General features: G+C 74.6%; 12 protein-coding genes. 5 read left to right on the top strand and 7 right to left on the bottom strand.

The window, feature by feature from the left end; all coding sequences use genetic code 11:
- Position 1: 1 nt before the first annotated feature.
- The 3 genes from ACZ7EC_RS05935 to ACZ7EC_RS05925 all read left to right on the top strand — a co-directional run bounded on the left by ACZ7EC_RS05935 (position 2) and on the right by ACZ7EC_RS05925 (position 4778).
- On the top strand, positions 2-1480 hold the full coding sequence (locus ACZ7EC_RS05935; RefSeq protein WP_471058575.1) for a PP2C family protein-serine/threonine phosphatase: 1479 nt from the start codon (positions 2-4) through the stop codon (positions 1478-1480).
- An 88-nt stretch (positions 1481-1568) separates the two neighbouring features.
- Positions 1569-2906 carry a vWA domain-containing protein gene (locus tag ACZ7EC_RS05930; protein ID WP_471058572.1) on the top strand — a complete coding sequence of 446 codons (1338 nt, stop codon included), beginning with the start codon at positions 1569-1571 and terminating at the stop codon, positions 2904-2906.
- Between the two features lie 72 nt (positions 2907-2978).
- A complete protein-coding gene (locus ACZ7EC_RS05925; protein WP_471058569.1) occupies positions 2979-4778 on the top strand; it encodes an FHA domain-containing protein in 1800 nt (599 codons plus the stop codon).
- 18 nt (positions 4779-4796) lie between these two features.
- Here ACZ7EC_RS05925 and ACZ7EC_RS05920 read toward each other — a convergent pair whose 3' ends face one another.
- Complete coding sequence (locus tag ACZ7EC_RS05920) at positions 4797-5774, bottom strand: methyltransferase domain-containing protein (RefSeq protein WP_471058567.1); 978 nt, start codon at positions 5772-5774, stop codon at positions 4797-4799.
- A 100-nt stretch (positions 5775-5874) separates the two neighbouring features.
- On the opposite strand from ACZ7EC_RS05920, the gene ACZ7EC_RS05915 reads away from it, so the two are divergent.
- Positions 5875-6279: a globin gene (locus ACZ7EC_RS05915; RefSeq protein ID WP_471058564.1), complete on the top strand. Its 405-nt coding sequence runs from the start codon at positions 5875-5877 to the stop codon at positions 6277-6279.
- Between the two features lie 24 nt (positions 6280-6303).
- Here ACZ7EC_RS05915 and ACZ7EC_RS05910 read toward each other — a convergent pair whose 3' ends face one another.
- Genes ACZ7EC_RS05910 through ettA form a run of 3 tightly spaced genes read right to left on the bottom strand, consistent with a single transcriptional unit; the run spans position 6304 to position 9086 of the window.
- Complete coding sequence (locus ACZ7EC_RS05910) at positions 6304-6996, bottom strand: DUF8185 domain-containing protein (protein ID WP_471058561.1); 693 nt, start codon at positions 6994-6996, stop codon at positions 6304-6306.
- Positions 6993-7415 (bottom strand): acyl-CoA thioesterase, encoded by a 423-nt coding sequence (locus ACZ7EC_RS05905; protein ID WP_471058558.1) that lies wholly within the window; start codon positions 7413-7415, stop codon positions 6993-6995. Before ACZ7EC_RS05905 ends, ACZ7EC_RS05910 begins: the two co-directional genes overlap by 4 nt.
- A 6-nt stretch (positions 7416-7421) precedes the next feature.
- Positions 7422-9086, bottom strand: coding sequence for an energy-dependent translational throttle protein EttA (ettA, locus tag ACZ7EC_RS05900; protein ID WP_471058555.1), 1665 nt, complete (start codon positions 9084-9086; stop codon positions 7422-7424).
- A 261-nt stretch (positions 9087-9347) separates the two neighbouring features.
- Between ettA and ACZ7EC_RS05895 the strand changes: the two genes are divergently transcribed.
- Positions 9348-9758, top strand: coding sequence for a hypothetical protein (locus ACZ7EC_RS05895; RefSeq protein ID WP_471058552.1), 411 nt, complete (start codon positions 9348-9350; stop codon positions 9756-9758).
- 21 nt (positions 9759-9779) lie between these two features.
- Here ACZ7EC_RS05895 and ACZ7EC_RS05890 read toward each other — a convergent pair whose 3' ends face one another.
- The 3 genes from ACZ7EC_RS05890 to ACZ7EC_RS05880 form a co-directional block, all read right to left on the bottom strand.
- Entirely contained in the window at positions 9780-11132 is a 1353-nt protein-coding gene (locus ACZ7EC_RS05890; RefSeq protein WP_471059738.1) for a TQXA domain-containing protein, read from the bottom strand.
- A gap of 263 nt (positions 11133-11395) precedes the next feature.
- Complete coding sequence (locus ACZ7EC_RS05885; protein WP_471058549.1) at positions 11396-11872, bottom strand: single-stranded DNA-binding protein; 477 nt, start codon at positions 11870-11872, stop codon at positions 11396-11398.
- Positions 11873-12209: 337 nt separating this feature from the next.
- The gene (locus ACZ7EC_RS05880; RefSeq protein ID WP_471058546.1) at positions 12210-14684 is read right to left on the bottom strand and encodes a YfjP family GTPase; all 2475 of its coding nucleotides are present in this window, start codon (positions 14682-14684) and stop codon (positions 12210-12212) included.
- Positions 14685-14686: the final 2 nt, after the last annotated feature.

Genomic DNA, 14686 nt, shown 5'->3' with positions numbered 1-14686 from the left:
GATGTCGCAGATGCCCCAGCAGGCCGCACCGGCCACGTGCCCGAGCTGCGCGGAGCCCGTCGAACCCGACGACCACTTCTGCGGTGCGTGCGGTCACGACCTCTCGGTGGTGCCCGCGCCGCCGCGGGACCTCCCCACGCTCGCCATGACCGGACGACCGGCGACGCCCACCCCTCCGGCCCCCGGCACCCCCGCCACGCCCGGCGCCCATGCGCCCGGCCCGTCCGCGCCCCGCATCCCCGCCCCCGGCGCCCCGAACGGTTCGCCAGGACCCGGTTCGCCGGCACCCGGTTCCCCGGTCTCCGGGGACGACGTGGAGTGGCCCGCCCCCGAGCCCCCCGGCTCCAATTCCGCCTCCCCCAAGACGCATCTGCCGACCGACCTGCCCGGCACCGACTCGGGCGGCCACCCGCTGCACCCCGGCGCGCCCGAGGCGCCCGCGGGACAGCCCGCGTCCGGCGTCCGCTTCGACCGCCCGGCGGAACCCGAGGAGTACCCCTTGCAGGCCCCCGACCCCCGCGCGGCCAACGAGACCCCCGCGCCCGAGCAGCAGCCCGCGCCGCCCGCCACGACCTGTGTCGCCTGCCGCGCCGGCCGCGTGGACAGCGACGGCTACTGCGAGAACTGCGGGCACGCCCAGCCCCGCGAACGCGACCACATGGAGCGGGAGTCGGGCCCGGCCGCCGCCGTCAGCGACCGCGGACTGCGCCACCACCGCAACGAGGACTTCTTCACCCTCGGCCACACCACGCTGCCCGACGGCAGCCCCGCCACGCACGCCGTCGTCTGCGACGGCGTCTCCTCCGCGACCCGCCCCGACGAGGCGTCGGCCGCCGCCGCGCGCGCGGCCGGCGACACCCTGCTCGCCGCCCTGCCGCGCGGTACGCACCCGCAGGCGGCCATGCACGAGGCGATCGTCGCCGCCGCGCAGGCCGTCAACGCGCTCGCCGGGGAACCGGACGCGGCCCGCGAGCACGACCCGCACCAGAACGCCCCGGCCTGCACCATCGTCTCCGCCGTGGTCGCCGCCGGGCTCCTGGTGGTCGGCTGGGTCGGCGACAGCCGCGCCTACTGGGTACCGGACGACCGCAGCGCGCCGCCCGCCCGGCTGACCGAGGACGACTCCTGGGCCGCGCAGATGGTCGCCGCCGGACTGATGAGCGAGGCCCAGGCGTACGCCGACGAGCGGGCCCACGCGATCACCGGCTGGCTCGGCGCGGACGCCTACGAACTGGACCCGCACACCGCGTCGTTCGAACCGGACCGGCCCGGCGTGGTGGTGGTGTGCACCGACGGGCTGTGGAACTACGCCGAGACGGCGCGGGAGATGGCCGAGACGATCCCGGCGGACGCCGCCGTCCGGCCGCTGCACAGCGCCCGCGTCCTGGTCGGCCACGCCCTGGACGGCGGGGGCCACGACAACGTAACAGTGGCCGTACTGCCGTTCCCCGCACCACCGCGGGGGGCAGGATCGGCCTGAGGCCACGGGGGCCACGGACCGGAGGGGACCGGCCCGTACACGGCATCGCCGCGCGTAAGCGGGGCGGTGGAGGGGGATTTGAGTTCGTATGGCCAATTTCGCGAAACCGAGCGTGCCACGGTTCTCGGTGGACGTGTACCAGAACGAGTACCTGCCCGAGGGCGGCCGCGAGGTCAACGCCATCATCACGGTGACGGCGACGGGGGGCGGGACGCTGGGCGGGGGCCCGGACCCGGTCGCCGCCGCGGGGCGGCCCTCCGCCGCCGTGGCGATCATGGTCGACTGCTCGGGCTCCATGGACTACCCGCCGACGAAGATGCGCAACGCGCGGGACGCCACGGCCGCCGCGGTGGGCACCCTGCGCGACGGCACCCACTTCGCCGTGATCGCCGGCACCCATGTGGCCACCGAGGTCTACCCCGGCGACGGCGGTCTCGCCGTCGCGAGCCCCGCCACCCGGCACCAGGCCAAGCAGGCGCTGCGCCGCCTCACCGCGGGTGGCGGTACGGCCATCGGCACCTGGCTGCGCCTCGCCGACCGGCTGCTGTCCTCGGCGGACGCCACCCTGCGGCACGGCATCCTGCTCACCGACGGGCGCAACGAGCACGAGTCGCCCGAGGAGCTGCGCGCCGCCCTGGACGCCTGCGCCGGGCGGTTCACCTGCGACGCGCGGGGCGTGGGCACCGACTGGGAAGTGAAAGAAGTCACAGGGATCGCCTCCGCGCTCCTCGGCACCGCCGACATCGTCGCCGATCCGGCCGGCCTCGCCGCCGACTTCACGCGGATGATGGAGACGGCGATGGGCAAGGAGGTCGCCGACGTCGCCCTGCGGGTGTGGACGCCGGTCGGCACCGCCATCCGCTTCCTCAAGCAAGTCGCCCCTGCCGTCGAGGACCTGACCGGCCGCCGCAGCGAGGCCGGGCCGCGCGCCGGAGACTATCCCACCGGGTCCTGGGGCGACGAGTCCCTCGACTACCACCTGTGCGTGGCGGTGCCCCCGGCCGGCCTGGGCCGCGAAATGCTGGCGGCGCGGGTGTCGTTGGTGGTTCCGCAGGCGGACGGGACGGCGCAGGACCTCGGCGCGCAGGGCCTCGTACGGGCCGTGTGGACCGGCGACATGGCGGCCTCCACCGCGATCAGCCCCCAGGTCGCCCACTACACGGGCCAGGCCGAACTGGCACATGTCATCAAGCAAGGGCTCGATCTGCGCAAAGTGGGCGATTTCGACGGCGCAACGGCCAAACTGGGGCGGGCGGTTCAGCTGGCGAGCGCCTCGGGGAACGCGGATACTGCGAAACTGCTTTCGAAGGTGGTGGACGTGGTCGACGCCGCGACAGGTACTGTGCGGTTGAAGACGAGGGTCGCGGAGGCGGACGAGATGACTCTGGAGACCCGGTCCACAAAGACTGTTCGTGTAAAGAAGTGACCCTGGAAGCGTCCCTGGCGATCCAGTTGGACCCTTGAAGGAAGAACTTAAGGAAGAAGGGGAAGCACCGACATGCCGACCTGCCCGAACGGACACCAGTCGGGTTCCGACGACTGGTGCGAGGTCTGCGGTCACCGCATGGCCGGTGCCGTACCTCCGCCCCCGCCGCCCCCGCCGCCCGGCGGTTACGGCTTCCCGCCCCCGAGCGGCGGCCAGCAGGGCGGGCGCCCGCCGGCCGCGGCCGGGGAGCCCGAGCTGTGCCCGCAGTGCCGTACGCCCCGCGAGGGCGGCGCGCCCTTCTGCGAGGAGTGCCGGTGGAACTTCCTGACCAACACCGCGACCTCGTACACCCCGGCGGCACCGCGGCCCTCGGGCGGCCCGCACTTCCAGTCGCCGGGCACACCGTTCGGCGGCCGTGACGGGTACGAGTACCAGGGCTCGCGGCCCTCGCAGGTGAACCGTCCCGCCGAGCCGATCCCGCCGTTCGGCAGCGAGCCGTCGGGGCCGACCCCGTTCGACCGCACCCCGCCGAGCCCGCCGACCTCCCCCGGCCCGCCGGCCCCGCCCGCCTTCGGCCGGGTGCCGGGCCAGGGCGCACCCGGCGCACCGTCCATCCCCGGCCAGGGACCCGGCGGTCAGGGCGGCGGCTACGGCTACCCCCAGCCCGGCAACCCGCAGTCCCCGCCCCCGCCGCCCGGCTTCGGCGACCGGGGCCCCGGCGGTCCGGCCGGCGGTCCCTCGGGTCCGGGCCAGGGTCCCGGCGGCCCGGGCCAGAACGGCGGGTACGGCTATCCCCAGCCCGGCGGCACCCAGACCCCGCCCCCGCCCCCCGGCTTCGGCGGCGACCGCGCTCCGGCCGGCCGCCCCTCCCCCTTCGGCAATCCTCCGGGCCAGGGTCCGGGCGCCGGTGGTCCGGCGGGCGGCCCCTCCGGTCCCGGCCAGGGCCCCGACGGCCAGGGCCGGAACGGCGGCTACGGCTACCCCCAGCCCGGCGGCACCCAGACCCCGCCCCCGCCCCCCGGCTTCAGCGGCGACCGGAGCCCCGGCGCTCCGGCCGGCGGCCCCTTCGGCGGCGGGCCCGGCCAGGGCCCCTTCGGCGGCGACCCCGCCCGCCCCGGCGGTCCCGGTCATCAGGGTCCCGGCGGCTCCAGCGGTCCCGGTGGCGCCCCGCAGGCGTTCCCGTCGGCCGGCGGCCCGCCCGCGCCCCCCGCCTTCCCGCGGGAGACCGGCCGTCCACCGGCGGGCGGTCCGCCCGGTGGTCCCTCCTCCGGTGGCCCCTCCTCCGGTGGTCCCTCCTTCGGCGGTGACGACGACTGGGTGATCTCCCCACCGTCGTCCGCGAACCCCTCGGGTCCCGGCCAGGGCGGCGGCTACGGCTACCCCCAGCCCGGTGACACCCGGACCCCCTCGGGACCGGGCTTCCAGAAGGCCCCCGCGGGCCCCGGCTTCCCGGACGCGCCGGGGCAGTCCACCTGGACCGCCACCATCGGCCCGGACCGCGAGTACTTCATGGCGATGATGCAGCGCTCCGGCCCCGAGGCCACGGGCCTGAACCTGCCCGCGTACTCCCCCGAGCAGCAGCGCACCCTCACCGGCGACCAGGTGACGATCGGCCGCCGCCGGCACTCCACCGGCGACACCCCGGACATCGACCTGGCCGTGCCGCCGGAGGATCCGGGCGTCTCGCACCAGCACGCGATGCTGGTGCAGCAGCCGGACGGCAGCTGGGCGGTGGTCGACCAGAACTCGACCAACGGCACCACGGTCAACATGTCGGAGGAGCCGATCCAGCCGTTCGTGCCGGTTCCGCTGCGCGACGGCGACCGGGTGCACGTGGGCGCCTGGACGACGATCACCGTCCGCCGGAGCTGAGTTCCGGCGGCGGAGCGGTCACGGGAGGGGCCAGGTGTACGGCCCCTCCGGGTCGTCCAGCCAGGCCCGGCCGCGGCCGGGCGCGAGCGTGACACCGTACCGTTCGCGCTCCGGCTCCTCCTCGCGCTGCCACAGCGCGTACGCCTCCCGCGGGTCCAGCGTGCCGCTGCTCAGTGCCCACAGGAAGCGGAAGGTGTCCTGCTCGCGGGCCCGGCGCGGCAGTCCCGCGAGGCCGGCCTCCGCCGTCCCGGCCCGGCCCTGCCCGCGCAGCGGCACGAAGTAGGCGGCCGTGGCGAGGAATCGGCCACGGGCGTGCTCCGCGTCCCGCACGGTGAGCGCGAGCAACCCGGTCGCCAGCGGAAGCAGGACGCGGGCGCCGGGGCGGCACTGGGCGAGCCAGGCGCGCGGCACCGTGGGCAGCGCGCAGGTCGCGATGATCCGGTCGAAGGGGGCGCGTTCAGGCACTCCGCGCGCCCCGTCCCCGGTGACGACCACCGGCCGGTACCCGGCCGCGGCCAGATGCGCCCGCGCGGACTCGGTGATCTCCGGCTCCAGCTCGACGCTGGTGACGAGGTCGTCGTCGCCGAGCCGGTGCGCCAGCAGGGCCGCGTTGTATCCGGTGCCCGCGCCCACCTCCAGGACCCGGTCGCCGTCCCCGACCTCCAGCGCGGCCAGCATCCGGGCCATCAGGGAGGGCTGGCTGCTGGAGGACAGCAGCTCGCCGTCGCGCAGCCGGGTGGCCAGCGGCTCGTCCGCGTAGGCGCCGCGCACCCACCGCTCGCGCTCCCGCGGGTCCGGGCTCTCGCCCCAGCGCCGCTCGTAGCCGCGCGGCCCGGCGACGAAGTAGTAGGGCACGAACAGATGCCTGGGGACCTGTTCGAACGGCTCGCGCCACCGCGGGTCCGCCGCGAAGGCGCCCTCCGCCGCGATCTCCCGTACCAACCCGGCCCGCGCGGCGGCGGCCAGCTCCCCGGTCCGTGCGTCGTCACCACCCATACCCCCACGGTAAGCACCGGCGAGGAGGGTCCTTAAGCCTGGAGACGAGGACGGTCCTAAGCCTGGAGACCTGGGCCGCCTCGTCTGAGACCATGGAGGGGTGAAAGAGATTCGGCGCGGCACGCTTCAGGAGCAGACCTTCTACGAGCAGGTCGGCGGGGAGGACACCTTCCGCCGGCTCGTCCACCGTTTCTACGAGGGGGTCGCCGGGGACCCGGAGCTGCGGGCGATGTACCCGGAGGAGGACCTGGGCCCGGCGGAGGAGCGCCTGACGCTTTTCCTGATGCAGTACTGGGGCGGCCCCACCACCTACAGCGAGCACCGTGGCCACCCCCGGCTGCGGATGCGGCACGCCCCCTTCGCGGTGGACCGGGCGGCGCACGACGCCTGGCTGCGGCACATGCGCGCGGCGGTGGACGACCTTGGCCTGTCCGAGGAGCACGAGCGGACGCTGTGGAACTACCTGACGTACGCCGCCGCGTCGATGGTCAACACCCCGGAGTGAGCCCGCCCTCGGGCGGCCGGCGGCTCAGCCGCCCACGCTGACGCCGAGCGCCCCGAGGGATCCCGGCGCCCCCGCCCGCCGTACCGCGATCGAGCCGTACGGCGTGCGCAGCCGCAGCCACGCGCCCGAGGTCAGCAGCCCGGTGTCGGCCGCCCGCGTGCCCGGTCGCAGGAAGCCCAGGGACTGCGCCGCGTGCACGGCCCGCACGGGCAGGGGGGTGTGCCCGATCTCGCGGGACCAGATGTCCCGCCCGATCCGGTCCAGCTCCGCGCGGGTACGCCGCTCGGGCGGCAACTCCTCGGTACGCGCCCGGAATTCACCGACCGCCGCGGCGACGGTCGCCCGCAGCGCGTCCGGCGCCGGCAGCCCCGGCTCGGGCCGCCAGCCCCCGCGCGGCGGCAGCACACCGGCCCAGGGCGGCCCGGTGACCGTGCCCGGCACGGCCGCGGTGGCGGCCCGCTCGTCCACCGACTCCAGCAGCTCGCCCGCGGAGACGGTGGCGTCGAGGGTGACGTCGAGGCCGTTCTCGTACGGCTTGGCGAGCCGTACCGCGCGCACCGCGAGCACCTCGAAGGACGGCGGCCGGCCGAAGACGGCGAGCGCGGTGCCGGCCGCCTGGAGGCGCACCGCGGCACCGCGGTCGTAGTGGAGCAGCCGGCCGAGGAAGGCGGCGAGGTCCGCCGCCTCCGTCTCGTCCACGAGGTGCAGTACCGTCATGCGGCGACGGCCTCGCCCTCTTCGGCGCCGGCCTGCTCCAGGTACTCCCCGAGGAACTCCCGCTCCTGCGCGGTGATCCGGCGCGGCCGCTGCGCCTCGAAGTCGAACGGCACGACGACGGTCGAGGCCCGCACGTACACCGTGTCCGCGTCCTTCACCTCGTAGGCGATGGTGAAGGACGCGGCCCGGATCTCGGTGATCCACAGCTCGATGTCCACCGGGTGGTGCCGGTGGACGAGCTGGCGCTTGTAGTCGATCTCGTGGCGCGCCACCACGGAGCCCTGCTGGAACTCCTTGTCCGGTCGGAACAGGAAGTTGATCCGGGCTTCTTCCAGGTAGCGGACGAAGACCGCGTTGTTGACATGGCCGTAGGCGTCCATGTCGGACCAGCGCAGCGGGCAGGCGTAGATGTGGCGCAAGACCGATCAGCCCCGCGTCAGCTTCTTGTAGGTCGCCCGGTGCGGACGCGCGGCGTCCGCACCGAGGCGCTCGACCTTGTTCTTCTCGTACGACTCGAAGTTGCCCTCGAACCAGAACCACTTGGAGTCGCCCTCGTAGGCGAGGATGTGGGTGGCGACCCGGTCGAGGAACCAGCGGTCGTGGGAGACGACGACGGCGCAGCCGGGGAACTCCAGGAGCGCGTTCTCCAGGCTGGAGAGGGTCTCGACGTCGAGGTCGTTGGTGGGCTCGTCGAGGAGCAGCAGGTTGCCGCCCTGCTTCAGGGTGAGCGCCAGGTTGAGGCGGTTGCGCTCACCGCCGGACAGCACGCCGGCCGGCTTCTGCTGGTCGGGGCCCTTGAAGCCGAAGGCGGAGACGTAGGCGCGGCTGGGCATCTCGACCTGGCCGACGTTGATGTAGTCGAGCCCGTCGGAGACGACCTCCCACAGCGTCTTCTTCGGGTCGATGTTGGCGCGGCCCTGGTCGACGTAGGAGACCTTGACGGTCTCGCCGACCTTGATGGTGCCGGAGTCGGGGGTCTCCAGACCCTGGATCATCTTGAACAGCGTGGTCTTGCCGGCGCCGTTCGGGCCGATGACGCCGACGATGCCGTTGCGCGGCAGCGTGAAGGACAGGTCCTCCACCAGGACCTTGTCGCCGAAGGCCTTGTTGAGCTTGTCGACCTCGACCACGACGTTGCCCAGGCGCGGGCCCGGCGGGATCTGGATCTCCTCGAAGTCCAGCTTCCGCATCTTGTCGGCCTCGGCGGCCATCTCCTCGTACCGGGCGAGGCGCGCCTTGGACTTGGCCTGGCGGCCCTTGGCGTTGGAGCGGACCCACTCCAGCTCGTCCTTGAGGCGCTTCTGCCGCTTGGCGTCCTTCTGGCCCTCGACCTTGAGGCGGGCGGCCTTGGTCTCCAGGTACTTGGAGTAGTTGCCCTCGTAGCCGTGCAGGCGGCCGCGGTCGACCTCGCAGATCCAGCCGGCGACGTTGTCCAGGAAGTACCGGTCGTGGGTGACGGCCACGACGGTGCCCGGATACTTGGCCAGGTGCTGCTCCAGCCAGTTCACCGACTCGGCGTCGAGGTGGTTGGTGGGCTCGTCGAGGAGCAGCAGGTCGGGCTGTTCCAGGAGGAGCTTGCAGAGCGCGACGCGGCGCTTCTCACCACCGGAGAGGTTGACGACCGGCCAGTCGCCCGGCGGGCAGCCGAGCGCGTCCATGGCCTGCTCGAGCTGGGCGTCGAGGTCCCAGGCGTTGGCGTGGTCCAGCTCCTCCTGGAGCTTGCCCATCTCCTCCAGCAGCGCGTCCGAGTAGTCGGTCGCCATCTGCTCGGCGATCTCGTTGAACCGGTCGAGCTTGCCCTTGGTCTCGGCGACGCCGTCCTGGACGTTCTCCAGGACCGTCTTGTCCTCGTCGAGCGGGGGCTCCTGCAGGAGGATGCCGACGGTGTAGCCGGGCGACAGGAACGCGTCGCCGTTGGACGGCTGCTCCAGCCCAGCCATGATCTTCAGCACGGTCGACTTGCCGGCACCGTTCGGACCGACGACGCCGATCTTGGCACCCGGCAGGAAGTTCAGGGTGACGTCGTCGAGGATCACCTTGTCGCCGTGCGCTTTGCGCGCCTTGCGCATGGTGTAAATGAACTCAGCCAAGAGAAACCGTCCGGCAACTTGAAATCTGGCAGTGGGCAGATACACCCCATCTTGCCGTACGGCCACCCCTGTGCGGAAACTCGTTGGGCCGGGGGGCTGTGACCTGGGGGTTCCCCGGTGGCTACCCGTGGTCGGGCGGGCCGCGGCCGCTCGGGGGTGCGGCCTGCGGCTCGTCGGGAGGGGCGGGTGAGTAGGAGTACGGGGGTGAGGTGAGTACGTGTGCCCTGCGTGGGGGCGGGAGCCCGGAGTCACGCTGGAGGTATGCGTCGAGGAACGTGGTGGAAGAAGGCGGCCGGGCAGTCGGTGCGGGTGCTCGGGATGGGCGTCGTGGCGGCGGGGCTCTGGGCCGGGTGGCTGGGGTGGGATCAGCACAAGGGCGTGCGGGCCGACGGTACGGAGAGCGGGCCGTACGCGGTGTGGCAGGTGGCCGGGCTGGTGCTGACGCTGCTGGTGGTGGTCGGCTGGGCGGCCTCGCGGCGGCAGGTCGTGGGGCCGGTGGCCGGGACGACGGCCGGGCTGGCGGCCGCCGCCTGGTGGGACTGGTCCGACGACTCCACCGGTCTCTTCGTGATCGGGGTGGCCATGGTCACGCTCGGGAGCCTGGCCGCCACCGTCCTTCTCTGCGCGCTGGTCAGGAGCGTGGCACCGGGCGCCCGGCCGGCGGACCGCTGAGCCGTCCGCCGCGCGCCGGGGTCACTCGCCGGGCTGTTCCGGCTTGCGCAGCAGGACCAGCACCGCGCCGCCGATGACGACCAGGCCGATCGCGGCGCCGGCTATCAGGGGTGTGAGGGCGGAGCCGCCGGTGGCGGCGAGGTCGGTGCCCGCGGGGGTGGGCGTGGTGAGCGGGGTCGGCTCGCCGACGGTCTGGACGGCGGTCTTCGCGACGATCGTGCCCTGGATCTTGCAGTCCAGGACGCCGGTGAAGCGGCGGGTGAAGCCGTTCGGGCCGGTGATCGTGAAGTCGTAGCCCTGGTCCTCCTGGAGGGGGACGGGGATGGTGCGCGTGGCGCCGGCCGGGACGGTGTGCCCGGTGCCCATCAGGCTGAAGGTGAAGGGCTGGTCGCCCTTGTCGGAGGCGGTGATGTCCACGGTGCCCTTGGCGCAGTCCTTGTGGGCCGACACCGCCGGTATCGCGCCGTGCACGGCCCAGTCGGCCGTCGCGCTCGCGGAGACCGCGGACTCGCTGGAGCCGGCCAGGATCTGCGTCTGGCTGCGGCTGTCGGAGGAGAGGGCGCGGCCCACCGGGACGGTCGTCGACGCCTGCACGCTCAGCTGGGCGGAGCCGTCCGCCGCGTCCCGCGGGATCCGGAAGTAGAGCCGGCTGCCGTCCTTCGCCGTGGTGAGCGCCTTGCCGGTCTTGTCGGTGATCCGCACCCCGCTGGTGGCCGCGTCCGCGGGCGGTATCACCGCGACCGCGCCCGCGTTGGTGTGCACGGTCACCGGGCCGACCACGCTGCCGGGCCGGCCGGAGACCGCGGGCGGGTCCAGGGTCAGCGAGGCGCCCGGCTCGGCGCTGCCGCGGGCGCTGCGCTGGAGGTAGTCGGCGAGCTTCTCGGCCTCCGGCGCCACGGCGTCGATCCTGGCGTGCTCGGAGTAGCGCCAGATGGCCACCTGGGTGCCGGCAGCCGCGTCCTGCTCGGTGAGGGTCCGCACGCCGGCCCGGTGGGCGAGCGCGGCGAGGTCGTTGACCTGGGGGTAGGAGTTCTGGACGATCCAGTGGATCTTCCCCGCGTCCCGGTTGGTGCCGAGCGAGGTGCCGCTCCAGGAGGTCTCCTCGTAGCGGGCGTCGCGCTGCACCGGGCCGTGCAGGTCGACGCCGTACGTCTGGAGGGTGCCGCCGCCGTCCACCGACATCTCGGACAGCCCCGCCGACACCCGCTGGTCACCGCCGCTCTCGTGGACCACGGCCTCGCCGAAGGTCTTCAGGCCGTCCAGGGTGGCGCTCGCCCCGCCCTCGGTCTGCGGCGCCGCGTCGGCCGCGGCCGTACCCGCGCCGGACAGCACACCGGCCGCCACGAGCCCGGACACCGCGGCGGTGGCGGCCAGGCGGGACACGGCGGTGGACCGGCAGAACCCAGAGAGCGCAGCAAGCACAGAATTCCCCTTCGAGCAGGACCCGTTGAACGTGGGGGACGGGTCCCACCAGCAGAATCGGCGGCCCCGAGGGGCACGCCCGGCATCCTATGGACTCGGACTGTGCCTCCCCGGCCGGTCGGATGATCCGATGGCGTTTCCGATCCGGAATCGTTATCGCCGGACCGTCTTTGAGCAGCACTTATCGATAAATCAACCCTGGCGGACGGCTGACTTCACGTCACGGTGGCCGGTTCCGCGGCCTGTTGGGTGCCGGCGCTCTCGCCGGTGTCCGGTGGGCGCGGGGTGGCCCAGTCGGGCTCGGGCCGGTTCGCCGCGGCGGGGGGCTCCGGTTTGGCCGCGCGGCGGAAGACCGCCGTACCGCGCGAGAGGTCGTGGCCGATGGCCGTGGCGTCGATGTCCGCGGACGCCCACTGCTGCTGTCCCTCGCGCCCCTCCGTCCGCACCTTCAGCCGGCCCTGCACGACCAGCGGCTGCCCCACCTCGACCGACGCCATCGCGTTGGCGGCGAGCTGGCGGTTGGCCCACACCGTGAAGAAGTTGGTGTGCCCGTCCGTCCAGGCACTCTTCTCCCGGTCCCAGTAGCGCGCGGTGGCCGCGAGCCGGAACCGCAGCGACGGCCCCGCCGCCAGCTCCCGGTACACCGGCGCGGTCGCCACGTTGCCCACCACGCACACCACGGTCTCGTTCATCGTCTCGCTCCCCTCCCCCGCCCGGCGCGCTCGGCCGGGCGGGCGGACGTACGGGTCCGTCCCGTACGGCGGCGTCTGCCACGGCCTCAGACTGCCTCCGCCGGGCCGGTCCCGCCGGGCGCTGTGGACGACCCCTGTGCCTGTGGACAACTCCGCCACCCGCACGAGTGACCACCACCGGCGAGCCACCCCGGCCCACGGCACCGATCCAAGACGTACGGCACCGATCCACGGCGTTCGGCACCGGTCGTCGTCGGCACCTGCCACGGCCTACGGCTCCCGCCGACGGCCTCAAGCTCCCGCCCAAGGCGTACAGCCCCCGCCCACCGGCCCCCCGTCAACTCACCCGGTACGCCCCCGACTCGCCCATCCCGGACTCGGGCCGCACCACCTTCCCGTACTGCTCCCGCACCTCCCCGTACCGCAGCAACTCCGAGGCCACGGGGTCCAGCACCCGCGCCCGGCCGCAGCTCGCGGCCGACTCGCGCAGGCGCCGTTCCGCGTCCTGGCCGTAGCGCCTGGCCGGTCCCCGCGCGGCCATCCGGCAGCCCCACTCCACCAGCGGGCCGCCGACGATCCCGCACACCATCAACAGCACCGGAACCCCCAGATCGGGTGCCATCAGCCCGGCGATCTGCCCGGCCAGCCACAGCCCGCCCGCGATCTGGAGCAGCGTCATCGCCGCCTGGACCAGCACCGCCACCGGCCACCAGCCCGGCCGCGGCGGCCGCCCGGACGGACCCCCGGCCCGCTCCGCCAGCTCGTCCAGCGCCTCCGGCAGCCCCTGCGCACCGCGTACGGCCGCCTCGCGCACCGCCTGCGCCCACGGCACCGGCAGCCCGGCCGAGGCCCGGTCGGCCACCGTACGGACCGCCTGTTCGACGCGCTGCCGTGCCGTCGCCTCCTCGTCCGGCTGGGCGTTCACCTGATGGCGCCCGGTGGGTGCCGTACCGCGCCTCTGGTACCAGCGCCACAGCCGCAGCCAGGGTGTGCCGCAGGCCCGGTTGGCGTTGCGCAGCCAGGCGCGTTCGGCGGCCTCGCCCGCCGCGGTGGCGCCCACCGCGTCCGCGAGCCGCGCGGCGAACTCCTCGCGCGCCTCCTCGCTGAGCCCGGCCCGGCACCCGGCGGCGTAGACGGGCCGCAGTCCGGCCGCGGCCGCGTCCACGTCGGCGGCGACCCGGCGGGCCGCCGCGCCCCGCTCGGCCACGAACTCGCCGAGCGCCTCGCGCAGATCGCCGACGCCATCGCCGGTGAGCGCGGACAGCGCGAGCACGGTGGCGCCGGGCTCGCCGTGCTCGCCGAGCGCCACGCCGTCCTCGTCCAGCAGCCGCCGCAGATCGTCCAGGACCTGGTCGGCGGCCTCACCGGGCAGCCGGTCGACCTGGTTGAGGACGACGAACATGACCTCGGCGTGCCCGGCCATGGGCCGCAGATAGCGCTCGTGCAGCACGGCGTCGGCGTACTTCTCCGGGTCGACCACCCAGATCACCGCGTCCACCAGCTTCAGGATCCGGTCGACCTGCTCACGGTGCTGCACGGCGGCGGAGTCGTGGTCGGGCAGGTCGATCAGGACCAGCCCGCGCAACTGCTCCTCCGACTCCGGGTGGTGGAGCGGACGGCGGCGCAGCCGGCCCGGAATGCCGAGCCGGTCGATGAGGCCGGCGGCGCCGTCGCTCCAGCTGCACGCGATCGGCGAGGAGGTGGTCGGGCGCCGTACCCCGGTCTCCGAGATGGCTACCCCGGCGAGTGAGTTGAACAACTGCGATTTGCCGCTGCCGGTGGCGCCCGCGATCGCGACGACGGTGTGCCGCCCGGACAGTTTGCGCCGGTCCGCGGCCTCGTCCAGGACCCGGCTCGCCTCGGCGAGGGTCTGGCCGTCCAGCCGCGTCCGGGAGAGCCCGACGAGTTCCCGCAGGGCGTCCAGGCGGGCGCGCAGGGGGCCTTCGTAGGCGAGCGGGACGATCGTGCGGGCGGCGCCGCCACGGGCCGGGACCGGCTCCAGGGGGGCGACGAGCGCGGCGGCGTCGGCGATGCGGCGGGCGATGAGGCCGTCGTCCCAGGCGCCGGAGGAGTCGGCGGACTCGGTGGAGCGGGCGGAGCGGGGGGGCTCGGAGGACGCGGCGGGGGCGGCGGGCGCGGGAGCCGCCGGTGCGGGGGCGGCTGGTGCGGGCGCCGGGGGACGCTCGGCGCGCGGGGGGCGAGGGGCGCGGTCGGCGCGAGGGGTGCGGTCGGCGTGGGGGGCGCGGTCGGCGTGGGGGGCGCGGTCGGCGTGGGGGGTACGGTCGGCGTGGGGGGTACGCGCCGGGCCGCCTGGCTCGCCGGCCCGGCTTCCCTCGTCTCCCGCCGGACCCGGAGCGGCCTTCCGCCCGGCGCCACCGCCTTCCCGGACCCCGTCGCCCGCGCCGGCGACCTCGTCCTCCGCTGCGACCCCGCCCGCACCCGGCATCGGCGTGCCCTCCTCGCCCCGGTCCGCCGCGGCAGCGGCCGGTCTGACCGTCGTACCGCTTCCCTCTCCCCCGTCGTCCCCCGCCGCCCCTCGGCCTCCTTGGGCCTCTTTCACTCCTTGGGCCACCTGGGACCTCTCCCCCTGCTTCACGATGTCGATGGTCGGCGCGTCGGCCCGCGTGCGGCCGTTGCGACCGCCGCGGCCGGTGTCACCGGAGTGGCTGCTGTGTCCACTGCGCTCGGCGCGCTCGCCGCGGTCGCCGCTGTCGCTGTGATCCACGGGATCGCTGCCTTCGACGTGATCCGTGGGCGCGGCCTCGACGCGATCGGTGTGGTCCATGTGCTCCTGATCAGTGACGGCGGCCACCG

This window comes from Streptomyces sp. NPDC037203, from assembly GCF_055605065.1.
Note: the sequence above shows the minus strand (reverse complement) of the source record. Positions and strands in the feature narration are given on the sequence as shown.

Coding starts and splice junctions, on each gene's coding strand:
- ACZ7EC_RS05935 (WP_471058575.1), top strand. CDS start 2: ATGTCGCAGATGCCCCAGCAGGCCGCACCGGCCACGTGCCCGAGCTGC.
- ACZ7EC_RS05920 (WP_471058567.1), bottom strand. CDS start 5,774: ATGGGTGGTGACGACGCACGGACCGGGGAGCTGGCCGCCGCCGCGCGG.
- ACZ7EC_RS05910 (WP_471058561.1), bottom strand. CDS start 6,996: ATGACGGTACTGCACCTCGTGGACGAGACGGAGGCGGCGGACCTCGCC.
- ACZ7EC_RS05925 (WP_471058569.1), top strand. CDS start 2,979: ATGCCGACCTGCCCGAACGGACACCAGTCGGGTTCCGACGACTGGTGC.
- ACZ7EC_RS05885 (WP_471058549.1), bottom strand. CDS start 11,872: ATGAACGAGACCGTGGTGTGCGTGGTGGGCAACGTGGCGACCGCGCCG.
- ACZ7EC_RS05930 (WP_471058572.1), top strand. CDS start 1,569: ATGGCCAATTTCGCGAAACCGAGCGTGCCACGGTTCTCGGTGGACGTG.
- ACZ7EC_RS05895 (WP_471058552.1), top strand. CDS start 9,348: ATGCGTCGAGGAACGTGGTGGAAGAAGGCGGCCGGGCAGTCGGTGCGG.